This window comes from Actinophytocola sp. KF-1 (assembly GCF_054661535.1).
On record NZ_BAAFVK010000012.1, the window covers coordinates 203,829 to 218,202 of the forward strand.

Annotated in this window: 11 protein-coding genes; 5 read left to right on the top strand and 6 right to left on the bottom strand. The window is 71.2% G+C overall.

The annotated features are described in order from the left end of the window. The first annotated feature begins 107 nt into the window (after positions 1-107). Entirely contained in the window at positions 108-791 is a 684-nt protein-coding gene (locus tag ACYQ77_RS32750; RefSeq protein ID WP_459718181.1) for an HAD family hydrolase, read from the top strand. 703 nt (positions 792-1,494) lie between these two features. Here the strand turns inward: ACYQ77_RS32750 and ACYQ77_RS32755 are convergent. Both ACYQ77_RS32755 and mtnA read right to left on the bottom strand, forming a co-directional pair. Then, positions 1,495-3,243: a proline--tRNA ligase gene (locus ACYQ77_RS32755; RefSeq protein ID WP_459718184.1), complete on the bottom strand. Its 1,749-nt coding sequence runs from the start codon at positions 3,241-3,243 to the stop codon at positions 1,495-1,497. Between the two features lie 68 nt (positions 3,244-3,311). Beyond that, entirely contained in the window at positions 3,312-4,286 is a 975-nt protein-coding gene (mtnA, locus tag ACYQ77_RS32760) for an S-methyl-5-thioribose-1-phosphate isomerase (protein ID WP_459718186.1), read from the bottom strand. A gap of 32 nt (positions 4,287-4,318) precedes the next feature. Between mtnA and ACYQ77_RS32765 the strand changes: the two genes are divergently transcribed. The 3 genes from ACYQ77_RS32765 to ACYQ77_RS32775 all read left to right on the top strand — a co-directional run bounded on the left by ACYQ77_RS32765 (position 4,319) and on the right by ACYQ77_RS32775 (position 7,952). Continuing rightward, entirely contained in the window at positions 4,319-4,678 is a 360-nt protein-coding gene (locus tag ACYQ77_RS32765; RefSeq protein WP_459718189.1) for a VOC family protein, read from the top strand. A gap of 211 nt (positions 4,679-4,889) precedes the next feature. Beyond that, positions 4,890-5,861, top strand: coding sequence for a serine protein kinase RIO (locus ACYQ77_RS32770; RefSeq protein ID WP_459718192.1), 972 nt, complete (start codon positions 4,890-4,892; stop codon positions 5,859-5,861). Positions 5,862-6,509: 648 nt separating this feature from the next. Next, complete coding sequence (locus tag ACYQ77_RS32775; protein WP_459718544.1) at positions 6,510-7,952, top strand: DEAD/DEAH box helicase; 1,443 nt, start codon at positions 6,510-6,512, stop codon at positions 7,950-7,952. Between the two features lie 547 nt (positions 7,953-8,499). Here ACYQ77_RS32775 and cobA read toward each other — a convergent pair. Beyond that, positions 8,500-9,699 carry a uroporphyrinogen-III C-methyltransferase gene (gene cobA / locus ACYQ77_RS32780; protein WP_459718194.1) on the bottom strand — a complete coding sequence of 400 codons (1,200 nt, stop codon included), beginning with the start codon at positions 9,697-9,699 and terminating at the stop codon, positions 8,500-8,502. 40 nt (positions 9,700-9,739) lie between these two features. On the opposite strand from cobA, the gene ACYQ77_RS32785 reads away from it, so the two are divergent. Then, positions 9,740-10,303: a thioredoxin family protein gene (locus ACYQ77_RS32785; RefSeq protein WP_459718197.1), complete on the top strand. Its 564-nt coding sequence runs from the start codon at positions 9,740-9,742 to the stop codon at positions 10,301-10,303. A gap of 547 nt (positions 10,304-10,850) precedes the next feature. Here ACYQ77_RS32785 and ACYQ77_RS32790 read toward each other — a convergent pair. The 3 genes from ACYQ77_RS32790 to ACYQ77_RS32800 form a co-directional block, all read right to left on the bottom strand. Further along, on the bottom strand, positions 10,851-11,651 hold the full coding sequence (locus ACYQ77_RS32790; RefSeq protein ID WP_459718200.1) for a S1 family peptidase: 801 nt from the start codon (positions 11,649-11,651) through the stop codon (positions 10,851-10,853). A 175-nt stretch (positions 11,652-11,826) separates the two neighbouring features. After that, positions 11,827-13,029, bottom strand: coding sequence for an SAM-dependent methyltransferase (locus ACYQ77_RS32795; protein WP_459718201.1), 1,203 nt, complete (start codon positions 13,027-13,029; stop codon positions 11,827-11,829). Between the two features lie 58 nt (positions 13,030-13,087). Next, a complete protein-coding gene (locus tag ACYQ77_RS32800; RefSeq protein WP_459718204.1) occupies positions 13,088-14,359 on the bottom strand; it encodes an ABC transporter substrate-binding protein in 1,272 nt (423 codons plus the stop codon). Positions 14,360-14,374: the final 15 nt, after the last annotated feature.

The window sequence follows — 14,374 nt, forward strand, 5'->3', positions numbered from 1 at the left end:
GATTCATCAGACGTTGAATTCAAGGGAGACCGTACGCCTGTCCCGGAACGTGGGTCAACCGATGTTGAATTTCTGTCGCTGTCGGTGGTGCGTGTCACGATGGCGAGGTGAGAACGCTCGTGCTGTGGGACATCGACCTGACCCTCGTCGACTACTCGGGTATCGGCAGGCGCTGGTACGCGGACGCGCTGGCCGAGGTGGCCGGCGTGCCGCTCGCGCACCTGCCGTCGTTCCCTGGCCGGACGGAGCGGTCGCTGGCCCGCGAGTTCCTGACCGCCCACGGCTTCGAGCACTCGGACGAGCGGGTGGAACGGTTCTTCGCGGCGCTGACGGCACTGGCCGAACAGGACCGCGAGTCGTTGCCGAGGCTGGGCCGCGCCCTGGTCGGCGCGCGGGAGATCCTGACGGAGCTCGCGGGGCGGGAGCACGTGGTGCAGTCCCTGGTGACGGGCAACCTGCCGGTGCTGGCGAGCTACAAGCTCGAGGCCTTCGACCTGCACCACCACATCGACTTCGAGATCGGCGGCTACGGCTCGCTCTCCGAACACCGCCACGACCTCGTCGAGGCCGCGATCACCCAGGCCGAGACCAAGCACGCCACCAAGTTCGAGTCGGTGGTGGTCATCGGCGACACCCCGCACGACGTGGCCGCGGGCCTCCACCACGGCACCACGACGGTCGGCGTCGCCACGGGGCGCTACACGGTGGAGGAGCTGACGGAGTCGGGCGCACACGTGGCGCTACCGGACCTGTCCAACACACGTGCGGTGGCCGAACTCCTTCTGGCGTAAGGGTTCCGTGGCCTCCGGCCCCCGATTTCCAGCCTACCGCGGACCACCGACAATCGGCCCCGCCGAGCACGGAGTTGTCCACAGCGGAGGGAATCGTCCACACCCGCGCGTGCGTGGACGATTTCTGTCACCCCCACCCCGTACGCTGGAAACCGGGGGCCGGAGGCCGCCCCTCCGACAGGCACGGCGGCGTCAGCGCAGCCCGCCAAACCCCGCGGTCATCACCGAAACAGGCAATGGCCGCCGACCGAAGCGGCCCGCGAAGCAAACGGTCACTTCCGGATGCCGCCCCACCGGCACAGCCCCCTCAGCGAACCGCCGCCACCCAGGGCTGCCCGACACAGCCAGCACCCATCCGAAGACCATCCCTGCGCCAACGAACAGCCGCCAGCCAAAGCGCCGCCCACCACCGATGCAACCGCCGCGACCCGCAAGCCCCACCAGCGCAGCCAGCTCCGGAGACACCCCAGCACCTCGACCCAGTGGCCGCCAAGCCGAACACTCCCTGGCCCGGCGAACCCAACCCAAAGGCCCGCCCACCGACGACGCTCCCGGAAGCCGCTCCACAGCGCAGCACCCCGAGGGCCCGCCTGCCGACAAAGCGCGCCGCCAACCCGGAAGCCCCCAGCGCAGCCAGCCCAGGAGACGCCCCACATAGCGAACGGCCGCCGAGCGCTGCCCGGCGGCCGTCCCGATGACTCCGTCAGCCGCGAACGAGCCCGGTCAGGTGGGCCACCGCGTCGCCGATCGCGACCTCGGTCCGCTCCCCCGTCTTCCGGTCCTTGACCTCGACGACCCCGTTGGCCAGGCCGCGCCCGACCACGACGATCGTCGGCACGCCGATGAGGTCCGCGTCCGCGAACTTCACGCCGGGCATCGCGGTCCGGTCGTCGAGCAGCACGGACAGCCCGGCCGCGTCGAGGTCGGCGGCGAGCTTCTCGCCACCCTCGCGGATCTCGTCGCCCTTGCCCGCGATCACCACGTGCACGTCCGCGGGCGCGACCGCACGCGGCCAGATCAGGCCCTGCCCGTCGTGCGACTGCTCGGCGATCGCGCCGACGAGCCGCGACACCCCGATGCCGTAGGAACCCATGGTGATCCGGATCGGCTTGCTGTCCGCCCCGAGCGCGTCGAGCCCGAACGCGTCGGTGTACTTGCGGCCGAGCTGGAAGATGTGCCCGATCTCGATGCCGCGCGCGGCGACGAGCGTGCCCTGCCCGTCGGGCGACGGGTCGCCCTCGCGCACCTCGGCGGCCTCGATCGTGCCGTCCGGCGTGAAGTCGCGGCCGCACACCAGGTCCACCACGTGGTGGTCGGCCTTGTCGGCGCCCGTCACCCACGCGGTGCCGGTGACGACCCTGGGGTCGACGAGGTAGCGGACCCCGTTCTCCTGCAACGCCTTCGGCCCGATGTAGCCCTTCACGAGGAAGGGGTTGTTCGCGAAGTCGGCCTCCTCGAGGATCGCGACCTCGCGCGGCTCCAGCGCCGCCTCCAGGCGCTTCATGTCGACCTCGCGGTCACCGGGCAGGCCGACCGCGAGCAGCTCCCACTTGTCCTCGCCGGGACCGCGCGTCTTCAGCAGGACGTTCTTGAGCGTGTCCGCCGCGGTGAACTCCCGGCCCAGGCCGGCCTTGTTGAGGAACGCGACCAGCGTCTCGATCGTCGGCGTGTCCGGCGTGTGGTGGACCTGCGCGGCGGGCTTGTCGTCGATCGACTGCGCGGGCGGCGCGGGCGTCACCACGGCCTCCACGTTGGCCGCGTAGCCGGACTCGGTGCTGCGCACGAACGTGTCCTCACCGGTCTCCGCCTCGGCGAGGAACTCCTCGGACGCGGACCCGCCCATCGCGCCGGACACGGCGGACACGATCACGTACTTGAGGCCGAGCCGGTCGAAGATCCGGATGTAGGTGTCGCGGTGCTTGAGGTACGACGTCGACAGGCCATCGTCGTCCAGGTCGAACGAGTACGAGTCCTTCATCAGGAACTCGCGGCCGCGCAGGATGCCCGCGCGGGGCCGCGCCTCGTCCCGGTACTTCGTCTGGATCTGGTACAGCACGACCGGGTAGTCCTTGTACGAGCTGTACTCCCCCTTCACGGTGAGCGTGAACAGCTCCTCGTGGGTGGGGCCGAGCAGGTAGTCCGCCTTCTTGCGGTCCTTGACGCGGAAGAGGCTGTCGCCGTACTCGGTCCAGCGGCCGGTCGCCTCGTAGGGTTCGCGGGGCAGCAGCGCGGGGAACTGGATCTCCTGCGCGCCCATCGCGTCCATCTCCTCGCGGACGACGCGCTCGATGTTCCGCAGCACTTTCAGGCCGAGCGGCAGCCAGGAGTAACCGCCCGGTGCCACGCGGCGGACGTAACCGGCGCGCACCAGCAGCTTGTGGCTGGGCACCTCGGCGTCCGCCGGATCCTCACGCAGCGTGCGCAGGAACAGCGACGACATCCTGGTGATCACGGCAGTACTCCTTGTGCGGGAAACGTGCAGCAAAGGGTAGTGAACGACCCCCTGCCAGCGCAGGCGGGTTATGCGAGGCGCTCACCGGCGGCCGGCCGCACGAGCCGGTCCTCGGTCACGATCGCGGTGACGAGGTCGGCCGGGGTGACGTCGAACGCGAGGTTGAGGGTCGGGGTGTCGGGCAGCCCGCCGAGGATCTCCCGGCCGTCCCGCACCTCGATCTCCACGTCCGCGCCGGACGCCAGGGCGGGGTCGACCGTCGACTCCGGCGCGGCCACCAGGAACGGCACCCCGGCCCGGGCGGCGGCCAGTGCCAGCGGGTACGTGCCGATCTTGTTGACCACGTCGCCGTTCGCGGTGATCCGGTCCGCGCCGACCACCACGGCCTGCGCGAGTCCCCTGGCCAGCACGGTCGCGCCCGCGGAGTCGACGACGAGCGTGTGGTCGACGCCCATGTCGGCCAGCTCCCACGCCGTGAGCCGCGCGCCCTGCAGCAGCGGACGGGTCTCGTCGACGTAGACGTGACGCAGCCGGTTCCGCAGGTGCAGCGAGCGGACGACCCCCAGGGCGGTGCCCCACTCGACGCAGGCCAGCGCACCCGCGTTGCAGTGCGTCTGCACCGCGATGGGCCCGTCGACCTGGCTGGTGAGCCAGTCCGCGCCGCGCTCGCCGAGTGCACGATTGCGCGTGGCGTCCGACTCGAGGATCTCCACTGCGGTGGCGAGCACGGCGTCCTCGCCGTCCGGCAGCCGGGTGAGGACCTGGTCGACGCCCCACGCGAGGTTCACCGCGGTCGGCCGTGCGGCCCGGAGCGCGGCGAGGTCGGCGTCGCGCCGGCCGGGCTCGCCCAGCACCGCCATGGCAGCCCCGAGCGCACCCGCTACGCCCAGTGCAGGCGCCCCCCGGATGGCCAACCGCCGGATGGCGGCGACCAACTCCTGGACGGTGAAGATGTCCAGGACGACGACTTCGCTCGGTAGCTTCGTCTGATCGATCGCCACGATGTGGTGATCTCGCCAGTCAATGGTCCGCACGAGCCCCATTTTTGTCGGTGGTCGCCCGTAGCGTGCGCGCCATGAACCTCAACCTCGGCGGCATCACCATCGACAGCACCGACCCGCGCAAGCTGGCGGAGTTCTGGACGCAGGCGCTCGGCCTGGAGATCGCGTTCGACGCGGACGGCTACTTCCTGCAGCTCACCTCGCCCGCCAACCCGCAGCAGCCCTACATCGGGTTGCAGAAGGTGGCGGAGAAGCGCACGGGCAAGAACCGCGTGCACATCGACTTCGCGACGGAGGACAGGGAGGGCGAGCTCAAGCGCCTGGAGTCCCTCGGCGCGACGATCGGCGAGACACACGAGATGCCCGGCCTCACGTGGACGGTCTTACAGGACCCCGAAGGCAACGAGTTCTGCGTCGGCGGCGCGCATGGCTGAATAAATGGGTTGCGACGCGACGCGCGGGGGTGCGACCCTGCGTGCCGTCGCTGAAACGCGCCGGTAGGAGATCGGCGGACTCGAAGGAGGTGCCCCGTGGCTAACAAGGTCGCCTGGACGTGGCACGCCCTCGTCCGCCCGTCCCACTGAGAGTCGCCGCGACGCGCGCCTTGGTGGGGCGCTCACACTTTCCGCTGAGGAGAACCCACCAGTGCGCATGCACGACTTCGAAGACTTCCTGGACGACGAAAGCCCGTACGAACAGCGCCGCTCCCGGCCACGCAGGCCGAGGCGCGAAGCCGAGTCCGACCCGATCCAGACGCGAGCGGGCAGGCTGACAGAACAGGAACGCATCCGGCTGGCCGCGGTCCGCGAGAGCGCGGAAGCGGCCCCGCCACTGCCGGAAGGCGCCGACCGCTGGTCCACGTGGGGCGACGGCGAACAAGGCCCGAGCCCGAGGCCCGACTGGGTGGTCACGGAACTGGCAGCGGCAGACAGCGAGTTGGGAGTACTGAAGACAGGCAAGGAAGCAGACGTCTACCTGATCCAGCGGGCGGTACCGGACACCGACCGCGGCTGCCTGATGGCCGCGAAGAGGTACCGGTCGAACGAACACCGGATGTTCCACCGCGACGCGGGCTACCTGGAAGGCCGCAGGATGCGGCGGAGCAGGGAGATGCGCGCGATGGCCAACCGGACGGCGTTCGGCCGCAACCTGATCGCGGAACAGTGGGCGGTCGCGGAGTTCGCGGCACTGTCGCGCCTGTGGTCGATCGGCGCGCCGGTCCCGTACCCGGTGCAGCGCAGCGGCACGGAGCTGCTGATGGAGTACCTGGGCGACGAGGACGGTTCGGCCGCACCGCGCCTGGCGGAGTTGCGCCCGTCGGGCGAGGAGCTGGAAGACCTGTGGCACCAGCTGACGGGGGTGCTGTCCCTGCTGGCGAGCGAGGGCGTGACGCACGGCGACCTGTCGGCGTACAACCTGCTGGTCCACGAGGGCAGGATCATGCTGATCGACCTGCCGCAGATCGTCGACCTGGTGGCGAACCCGAGGGGCCTGGAGTTCCTGGCTAGGGACGTGGCGAACGTGTCGGACTGGTTCCGCTCGAAGGGCCTGCCGGAAGACAAAGCCAACCCGGCGGCGTTGACAGAGGAGCTGATCGCGATCGCAGGCCTGGACTGACCCAGACCCGGGGGAGGTGACCCCCGCCGGCCGGCACCACCCGGCCGGCGGGGCTTCCCCGCCGGTTCGCCCCCGCCGCCCCTGGCCGGCGCCCGGCGCTGGTTCGGCATCTCACCCAGGTGTCCAGCCGAGCCGGGTCTCCGCTCGGTCGGTTGCCAACCCGGCTGGACCACGACCGCCATCCCGTCGCCACGGCTCAACCCGGAGGCCGTGGCCATCGAGCCGCTTGGAGGTGCCCACGATCCCCAGGTCAAACCCTTCGGCCCGCGCCAAGGACCCACGGCTCCGACCGTCCGCCAAGACACGCCCACCCCTGTGGCGAATGTCATGATGTGGATCCGAACCCGCGTGACCGGGAATCACATGCCCGGTCTGGCGGTTCGTCCAGGGGGCGGGCCGTCAGGCCCCGAGACCCGTCCTGGCTGGTGGCACACGTCGTGCCGCCCGTCGTTCGACTTCGGGATCGAGTAAGCTGTAGATCGCACCGCGAGCGGACCCTGTGCCGCTCCCCTGCCCGGCGGGAAGCGCCGGATCGGCAAGCGGTGACCACCACCTATTTCGGCGCAACGTGCGCCGGGCTCGTCCGTGCCCCTGATCACCAGGGTTCTCCGGGACGCGCCAAGTCCCGAGAGGACCTTTGTGACCACGATGCACAACCGGTCGGCTGCTGCCGGCCACCGCTCACGCAAGCCTCGCAGCCGAGTGAGCAAGAACAACTTCGACCGCCGGCCGCGCGTCGACCACGCGCAGACCTCGGCGTTCGACGAGATCCCCACCAGCCCCATCCCCGACATCGACTCGTTCGACGAGCTGGGGCTGCCCGCGAAGCTCTCGGCCGAGCTCGCGAAGGCCGGCATCACCAAGCCGTTCCCCATCCAGGCCGCGACGCTGCCCGACGCGCTCGCCGGGCGTGACGTGCTGGGCCGCGCCCAAACCGGCTCCGGCAAGACGCTCGCGTTCGGGCTCGCGCTCCTGTCCCGTCTCGACGGCGGCAGGGCCCGCCCGAAGCACCCGCGTGCGATCGTGCTCGTGCCGACCCGTGAGCTGGCCATGCAGGTCAGCGACTCGCTGACGCCGCTCGCGAAGGCGCTCGGCCTGTGGTGCCGCACGGTCGTCGGCGGCATGTCGTTCACCAAGCAGTCGGACGCGCTGCGCCGCGGCGTCGACCTGCTGATCGCCACCCCCGGCCGGCTGTCCGACCACGTCCGCCAGGGCACGTGCGTCCTGGACGAGGTCGCGTTCACCGCGATCGACGAGGCCGACCAGATGGCCGACATGGGCTTCCTCCCGCAGGTCCGCGCGATCCTCGACCTGACGCCGGACGGCCAGCGGATGCTGTTCTCGGCCACGCTGGACGGTGACGTCCAGCAGCTGGTCACCCGCTACCTGCACGACCCGGTGACGCACTCGGTGCAGCCCGCGAAGGCCAGCGTGACCACCATGGACCACCACGTGCTGCTGGTGTCCAAGGAGGACAAGCCCGCGGTGATCGCGGAGATGGCCGCCCGCGAGGGCCGCACCATCATGTTCCTCCGCACCAAGCACCACGTGGACCGACTGACCGCGAAGCTGCGTTCGATCGGCGTCCGCGCAGGCGCGCTCCACGGCGGCAAGACGCAGGGCGCCCGCAACCGGGTCCTCGGCGACTTCAAGGAGGGTTCGCTCCCGGTCCTGATCGCGACGGACGTGGCGGCCCGCGGCATTCACGTCGACGGTGTGAGCCTCGTCGTGCACGTGGACCCGCCCGCGGACCCGAAGGCGTACCTGCACCGCGCGGGCCGCACGGCCCGGGCAGGCGAGTCGGGCACCGTGGTCACGGTGGTGACCCACCAGGAGCGCCGCACGGTGTTCCGCATGACCGAGCAGGCGGGCGTCCGCCCGACGAGCACGAAGGTCACCCCGGGCGACGACGACCTGGTCCGCATCACGGGCGCCCGGGTCCCGAGCGGCGAGCCGATCGTCGAGCAGGAGCAGACGAAGCGCCCACCGCGCACGGCCCGCAACGGCGGTGGCTACCGAGGCCAGGGCAACCGCAACCGTGAGCGCTTCAACCCGCGGCGCGCGCGCTCGGACCGCAACCGAGACCGCTGACCCACCACGTAGTTCGGCCCCCGGCCCACCAGCCGGGGGCCGACGCGTGTCCCAGGCAGTTCCCGCGGCCGCGAACACGCACCGGCCCGACGGTCCGGGGCTCGCCTCCGGCCCCCTCGAACCACGCTACCGGGCACCACCGACAGAAACGGGCCACCGACCACCGGCCTGTGGACAAACCCTGGCGGGAAGCCCGCCTGGTGCGGGGTGCAGCCCGCCGTGAATCCAGCAGTCACGACCCCGGAGCCGATACCCAGCCCAGGGCACTGGCCTGACAAGGCAGGAAGCCACACCCCCATGGGGGTCTCCAACGCAGCGCCACACCGAAGCGCGGCTCGGGGCGGCGTGACCCGCAAAGTGTTGGCGCGCAAGGGATGCGCGCCGCCCGGCGGCCTCCGGCCCCCTCGAACCACACTACCGGATCGGGGTGACAGAACGGGCGCGTCGGGCGGTGGCTGTGGACAACTCCGTGCCCTGTGGACAACCGGGCGGGATTGTCGGTATCCCTTGGTACGCTGGAAATCGGGGGCCGGAGGCCGGCCCCCGATCAGCCGCCCAGGGCGGTCACCGGGCCGATGACGATGATCGCGGGTGGGCGGATGCCCTGCGCGACAACCTCGTCCGCCAGTTTGTCCAAAGTGGACCTCACGATGCGCTGGTTCGCCGTCGTGCCCTCCTGGATCACCGCCGCGGGGGTGTCCGGGGCTCGTCCGCCCTCCAGCAGCGCCTTGGTGATGGCGCCCGCGCGTTCCACCGCCATCAGCAGCACCAGCGTTCCCTTCAGCGCCGCCAAGGCCGGCCAGTCCACGAGCGACGTCGGGTGTCCCGGCGGCACGTGACCCGACACCACCACCACCTCGTGCGCCACGCCCCGGTGTGTCACCGGCACGCCGGCCACCGCCGGGACGCCGAACGCTGACGTCACCCCGGGAACGACCGTGACGGGTACGTCCGCCGCCGCGCAGGCGAGCAGTTCCTCGAAGCCGCGGCCGAAGACGTAGGGGTCGCCGCCCTTGAGCCGGACCACGAAGCGACCCTCGCGGGCGTGGGAGATGAGCAGGTCGTTGATCGCGTCCTGGGACGCCGCCCGGCCGTACGGGAGCTTCGCCGCGTCGATCACCGTCACCGACGGGTCCAGTTCCTCCAGCAGGGCACCCGGCGCGAGGTGGTCGGCCACCACCACGTCGGCCAGCCCGAGGAGCCTGCGGCCGCGCACCGTGATCAGGTCCGGGTCGCCGGGGCCACCGCCGACCAGGGCCACGCCGTGCGGGCGCCGGCCGCCCACCTGGACGCCACCCGACCGCAACGCGGCCAGGACACCGTCGCGGACGGCCGCGGACCGGCGGAACTCGCCGCCCGCGAGGACACCCACCAGCAGGCCGTCGTGGTTGCCGGTCGCCGGGGTGACGGCCGTGCCCGCCGGGCCCTCGTCGGCGCGGACGCAGAAGACGCGGCACCGCTCGGCCTCAGCCGACACGGCCTCGTTCACCGGCCGGGACGACGTGCAGCACAGCACGTACCAGGCACCATCGAGATCACCGTCGGCGTACGGGCGCTCGTGCCACACGATCTGGCCGGACGTCGCCATGGCCTCGACCGACGGCGTCACGGCCGGGGAGATCACCTCCACCCGCGCACCCGACGACACCAGCCTCGGCAGCCTGCGCTGCGCCACCGTCCCGCCGCCGACGACCACGACCCGGCGGCCCGCCAGGTCGAGTCCGGCCAGGTAGTGCGACTCACTCATGGCCGACAGCATGCCCCACGACCGTCGGTATCGTCGGGTCATGGTCGCCACACCCTCGACGATGGCCCCACTCGGCAGCCCGGCCCCCGCGTTCCAGCTCGCCGAGCCGGACGGCACGACCTGGACGTTCGACCGGGTCGCCGGCCCGCGCGGCACGCTCGTCGCGTTCGTCTGCAACCACTGCCCCTATGTGAGGCACGTCGCGCCCCGGCTCGGGGCGCTCGCCGCGCAGTGGCGCCGCCAGGGGCTCGGCGTGATCGGGATCAACCCCAACGCGGGCGTCCGCGACGACGAGGCACCCGAGCAGATGGCCGCCAACGCCACGGCCTGGCGGTGGACGTTCCCGTACGTCGCCGACCCCGACCAGACCGCCGCCCGGGACTTCCACGCCGCCTGCACGCCCGACTTCTTCCTCTACGACAGCGCGCGGACGCTGGTCTACCGCGGCAGGCTCGACGCGGCCCGGCCCGGCAACGGGGTGCCGGTGACCGGCGACGAGCTGGGCGACGCCGTGGCCTCGGTGCTCGCGGGCGAACCGGTCGACGTCGGGCAGTTGCCGAGCATCGGCTGCTCCATCAAGTGGCGCACCGATGCTGAATCATGAAGGACCTAAAAGGACTGTCACTCTTCGTGACCAGATTCGATCACACCGATACATCTGGCTGCGGAGTGCCTAATTACGCCGTTCGATACAGCCGTTGGACTCAAAACGGTAACGAACTTTGGGCTTTTTTTAATCCTGTATGCAATTGAACGACACCCGATTACAGACCGCGCACCGGTCGACCGGCGACCCTTCGTACGCTCGCCGAACATCAGGCCGACGACCGTGAGCGCGCCCGTTAGGATCATGAATCCGACCTGGGACAATGAAGGAACTGCGGTGAACCCGGCAGCTACCGCCGTCGCCGCCGCGGCTGCGAGCACTACGACAGCGGCAACCTGACTTCGGGTCTGCCGTGGCACCAAATCATGATGCCACAAATCGCCTTGCCGAATCCGCGCCGCACCGGGGATCTTGTTCAAGAAGTGGCACTGCGGAATTGTCCAATACATGCGATTATTCCGCCGAACCGCGAGCATCGGCTGCTCCATCAAGTGGCAGGACCGCCCCTGAGCGCCAGGAGCGGTCCTTCACCTGAGGAGACGGCTCAGCCGATCGCGCCCTGCAGCTCCTCGTGGAACGCGGAGACGCGGCCGTAGACGCCGTAGTAGTTCGGCTCGGCGCAGCCCTGGCCCCACGACACGATGCCGATCAGCTTGCGGGTGCCGTCTGCGGCCACGCCCACCAGCGGACCGCCGGAGTCGCCCTGGCAGCTGTCCTTGCCGCCCTCGGCCAGGCCTGCGCACACCATGGAGGCGGCGTCGAACTGGTCGGCGTACGACGCCGCGCAGGTGTCGTCCGCGACCACCGGGACGTCGACCTTGCGGAGCACGTCCGAGGTGGACCCGCTCTCGGTCGTGCCCCAGCCGAGCACCGTGCTGGTCGCGCCCGCGGCGTACAGGTCCGCGTCGTCCGGGGACGCCAGCGCGATCGGCGCCTCGGCCAGCTCGGTGTCGAGCGTGAGGACCGACGCGTCGTTCTGCAGTGCGCTGGAGTTCCACGACGGGTGGATCCAGATGTCGGTGACCCCCGCCGTGGTGCCACCGCCCGCGGACAGCGAGGTCCGGCCGGCCACGACCTTGATGTCCGCGGGCGCGCTGCCCTCGGTGCAGTGGGCCGCGGTCAGGACCTTGTCCGGCGCGACGATCGTGCCGCCGCAGAACTGGAAACCGTCCGGTGTGGTCAGTGCCACGGCGAACGGGTTCTCCTCGATGGTGGTCTCCTCGCCACCGATGATCATCGGCGTGACGTCGTCGGCGGCCGCGGTGGCCGTGCCGGCGACACCGGCCGTTGCGAGAGCCGCTGCGGCAACCCCGATCAGGCGTAGCAGGCGCCTTGCCTCAGCCATGCCTCTTCTCCCTTGTTCAGGCTCGTTGTGCCCACGAGCTGACTTATGGCTACAAGGCGCTCACAGTCCGCCACAACGGCAGAAGGTTGTAGGCCGGATGGGTGAACACGGCCGAGAACACGGCGCTGACCAGCGGGTTCGTCGCGCATGATCGGGACCCGACGATCGGATGGACTTACCGCCGGGTCCCCCATAACAGCAGGGTTGACGTGGCCCTTTCCACCGCCGCTCCACCGCTCGCCAGGCCCCGCAACGGCGCCGAGGACAGCAGCCGCCCGTCGACCGCGTAGCCGCCGTCGGCCAGCGCGTCCCTGGCCGGGCCGACGCTGCCCAGCTCGTGGACCTCGACGACGATGCGCCCGGCGCCGGCGTCCACGCACGCCCGCACCACGTCGGCACGCGCGGTCCCCAGGAACACCCCGTCCGGCCTCGGCAGCCCGGCCAGCGCCTGCGGCACGCGACCGTCGACCAGCCGGATGTCCACGCCGGACCGCCGCGCGTTCGCGCGGAGCCGCACGCACTGGCCCGCGTCGGGCTCGACGGCGATCACCGCCGCGCCCATCCGGGCGGCCTCGATGCCCACCACGCCCGCGCCGGCCACGACGTCCCACACGAGCGTGCCCGGCCGCGGCGCGAGCAGCGCCTGCGCCAGCGCACACATCTCCGGCGACCCGCCGACGTCGTCGTGGCGCGCGGACGGCGCCCACCCGGCCAGCCAGCCCGGCGCGCCTGCCCGGTCGAGGTCGGACAGGCACAGCACCACGGTGGGGCCGCGCCACGTGCGCACGGCCGCCTCCGCCGGGTCCACGATGGACAGCTCCTCGGCAGGTCCGCCGACGTCCTCCAGCACCACCAGCGTCCTGCGCCACCCCGCGAGCGCGGCGGCCAGCTCGGCGGGCCCGGCGCCCGGTCCGGTCAGCACGCCGACCGCGGGCCGGGCCCGGCACACGTTGGCCGCCTCGCGGAACGCGCCGCCGTGCGCACTGACCACGCACACGTCGTCCCATGGCCGCTGGATGAGCGCCGCGACCCGCTGCACGGCCGTCACCCCGGGCAGGCACTCGGTCGGCAGCCCCCGGTCCCGCAGCGCACGCAGCGCGCCGAAGTACCCGGGGTCACCGGGCACGAGCACCACCGCGGGCTCCCCCGCCGCCACCGCGGCCGCGAGCGCGTCCAGGGCCGAGGCGGGCAGACCCGGTGCGCGCGGCACCTCGATGGTGCGTGGCGCACCGGGTCCGCTGCCCGCTCGCGCGGCCGTGAGCACGGTGTTGAGCGCGGCCGCGAACCCGACGACCAGCCGCGCCGCGGCGAGTGCCGGACCGGCGCCGCACGGGAGGTGTCCCCCGCTCAGGCCGATCAACGTCACGGTCGCCGCCATGCCCCAATTCGACCACGAACCACGTGACGGCGCGGGAAAATGTTCGGACTATTCGTTATCAGAGATCGGCCTTCTTGAACTCGAACTCCTTGGCGGCGTCGGAGGTGAAGTTGTACTTGACCTTCTTCAGACCGAACGGCTTCGCCGGGTCGACCCCGAAGATGGTGCTCGACCTGGGCGGGTTGCGGTCGGCGGCCGGCCCGTACTGGTAGTCGCCGGTCAGGCCGTCGAAGCTCACCGTGCCCAGCTCGTTCGACGCGCGCAGGATGCCCTCGCGGGACAGGTCGCCGAGCTCGACGGCCTTCTCCAGCACGGCGGTCATCGCGCGGGCCTGGTTGTAGCCGAACGCGAAGTAGTAGTCCGGTTCCTGGTCCGGGGCGTACTTCTCGGCGTCGGCGACCATCTTCGTCATGCCGGGCACGGAGTTGTCGCCCCATTCGGTGCCCTCGGACACGATCAGCACGGACTGCTGCATGTACGGCGCCACCGCGGACTTCGCGAGCGCGCCGGTGTAGCTCGGCGACTGCCCGAACCACTGCGGCGCGAACCGGGCCTGCGCGGCGGTGCCCCAGATCTTCGCGGCGTCCGACGGGGTGGCCACGAGGAACACCACCTGGCAGCTCGCGCCCGCGAGCGCGCCGATCTGGCCGGCGTAGTTCTCGGTGCCGACCTTGAACCGCTGCGTGTTGGTGACCTTGAAGCCGTACTTCTCGGCGGCGAAGTCGATGCCCTGCTGGCCGGCCTCGCCGTACACGTCGTCCTGGATCATCGTGCAGATCCGGTCGCTCGTGGTGCCGCCGCCGTCGGTGAACCAGTACTCCATCGCGTTGATGGCCTGCACCTGGTACGGCCCGCCGACCGGCAGCAGGTTGTCCTCCCGCACCCACAGCGCGTCCAGCGACGCGGGCGCGGCGAGGATCTTGTCGGTCCTGAGCTGCGGCAGCACGGCCAGCGTCGGCGCGGTGCCGAGCACCTGGGTGAACGCGACGACGTCGCTCTTGATCTTGTTGTACTTCTGGACGGCGATGTCCGTCTTGTACTGCGTGTCCTCCTGGACCAGCTCCACCTTGTACTTGCCGCCGACGCCGCCCTTGGCGTTCAGCGCCTCGAACCAGACCTCGTTGCCCGCGGTCAGCGGCTGCCCGATCACCGCGACCGTGCCGGACAGCGGGGTCAGCACGCCGAGCTTGATGGTCTTGCCGTCGAAACCGGCGGTGTTGCCCGGCGCGCCTGCCGAGCCGCCGCCACCGTCGTCGTCCTCCCCCGCGCCCCCGCACGCGGACAGGACCAGCGCCAACCCCAGTGCCAGCGCGGCAACCTTGCGTGTCATGACGCCTCCTTGTTG

What these genes read in the sequence shown, in the direction of transcription:
- ACYQ77_RS32775 (WP_459718544.1), top strand. Translation starts at nt 6,510, where the DNA reads ATGCACAACCGGTCGGCTGCTGCCGGCCACCGCTCACGCAAGCCTCGC.
- ACYQ77_RS32795 (WP_459718201.1), bottom strand. Translation starts at nt 13,029, where the DNA reads ATGGCGGCGACCGTGACGTTGATCGGCCTGAGCGGGGGACACCTCCCG.
- ACYQ77_RS32790 (WP_459718200.1), bottom strand. Translation starts at nt 11,651, where the DNA reads ATGGCTGAGGCAAGGCGCCTGCTACGCCTGATCGGGGTTGCCGCAGCG.
- ACYQ77_RS32765 (WP_459718189.1), top strand. Translation starts at nt 4,319, where the DNA reads ATGAACCTCAACCTCGGCGGCATCACCATCGACAGCACCGACCCGCGC.
- cobA (WP_459718194.1), bottom strand. Translation starts at nt 9,699, where the DNA reads ATGAGTGAGTCGCACTACCTGGCCGGACTCGACCTGGCGGGCCGCCGG.
- ACYQ77_RS32800 (WP_459718204.1), bottom strand. Translation starts at nt 14,359, where the DNA reads ATGACACGCAAGGTTGCCGCGCTGGCACTGGGGTTGGCGCTGGTCCTG.
- ACYQ77_RS32785 (WP_459718197.1), top strand. Translation starts at nt 9,740, where the DNA reads ATGGTCGCCACACCCTCGACGATGGCCCCACTCGGCAGCCCGGCCCCC.
- mtnA (WP_459718186.1), bottom strand. Translation starts at nt 4,286, where the DNA reads ATGGGGCTCGTGCGGACCATTGACTGGCGAGATCACCACATCGTGGCG.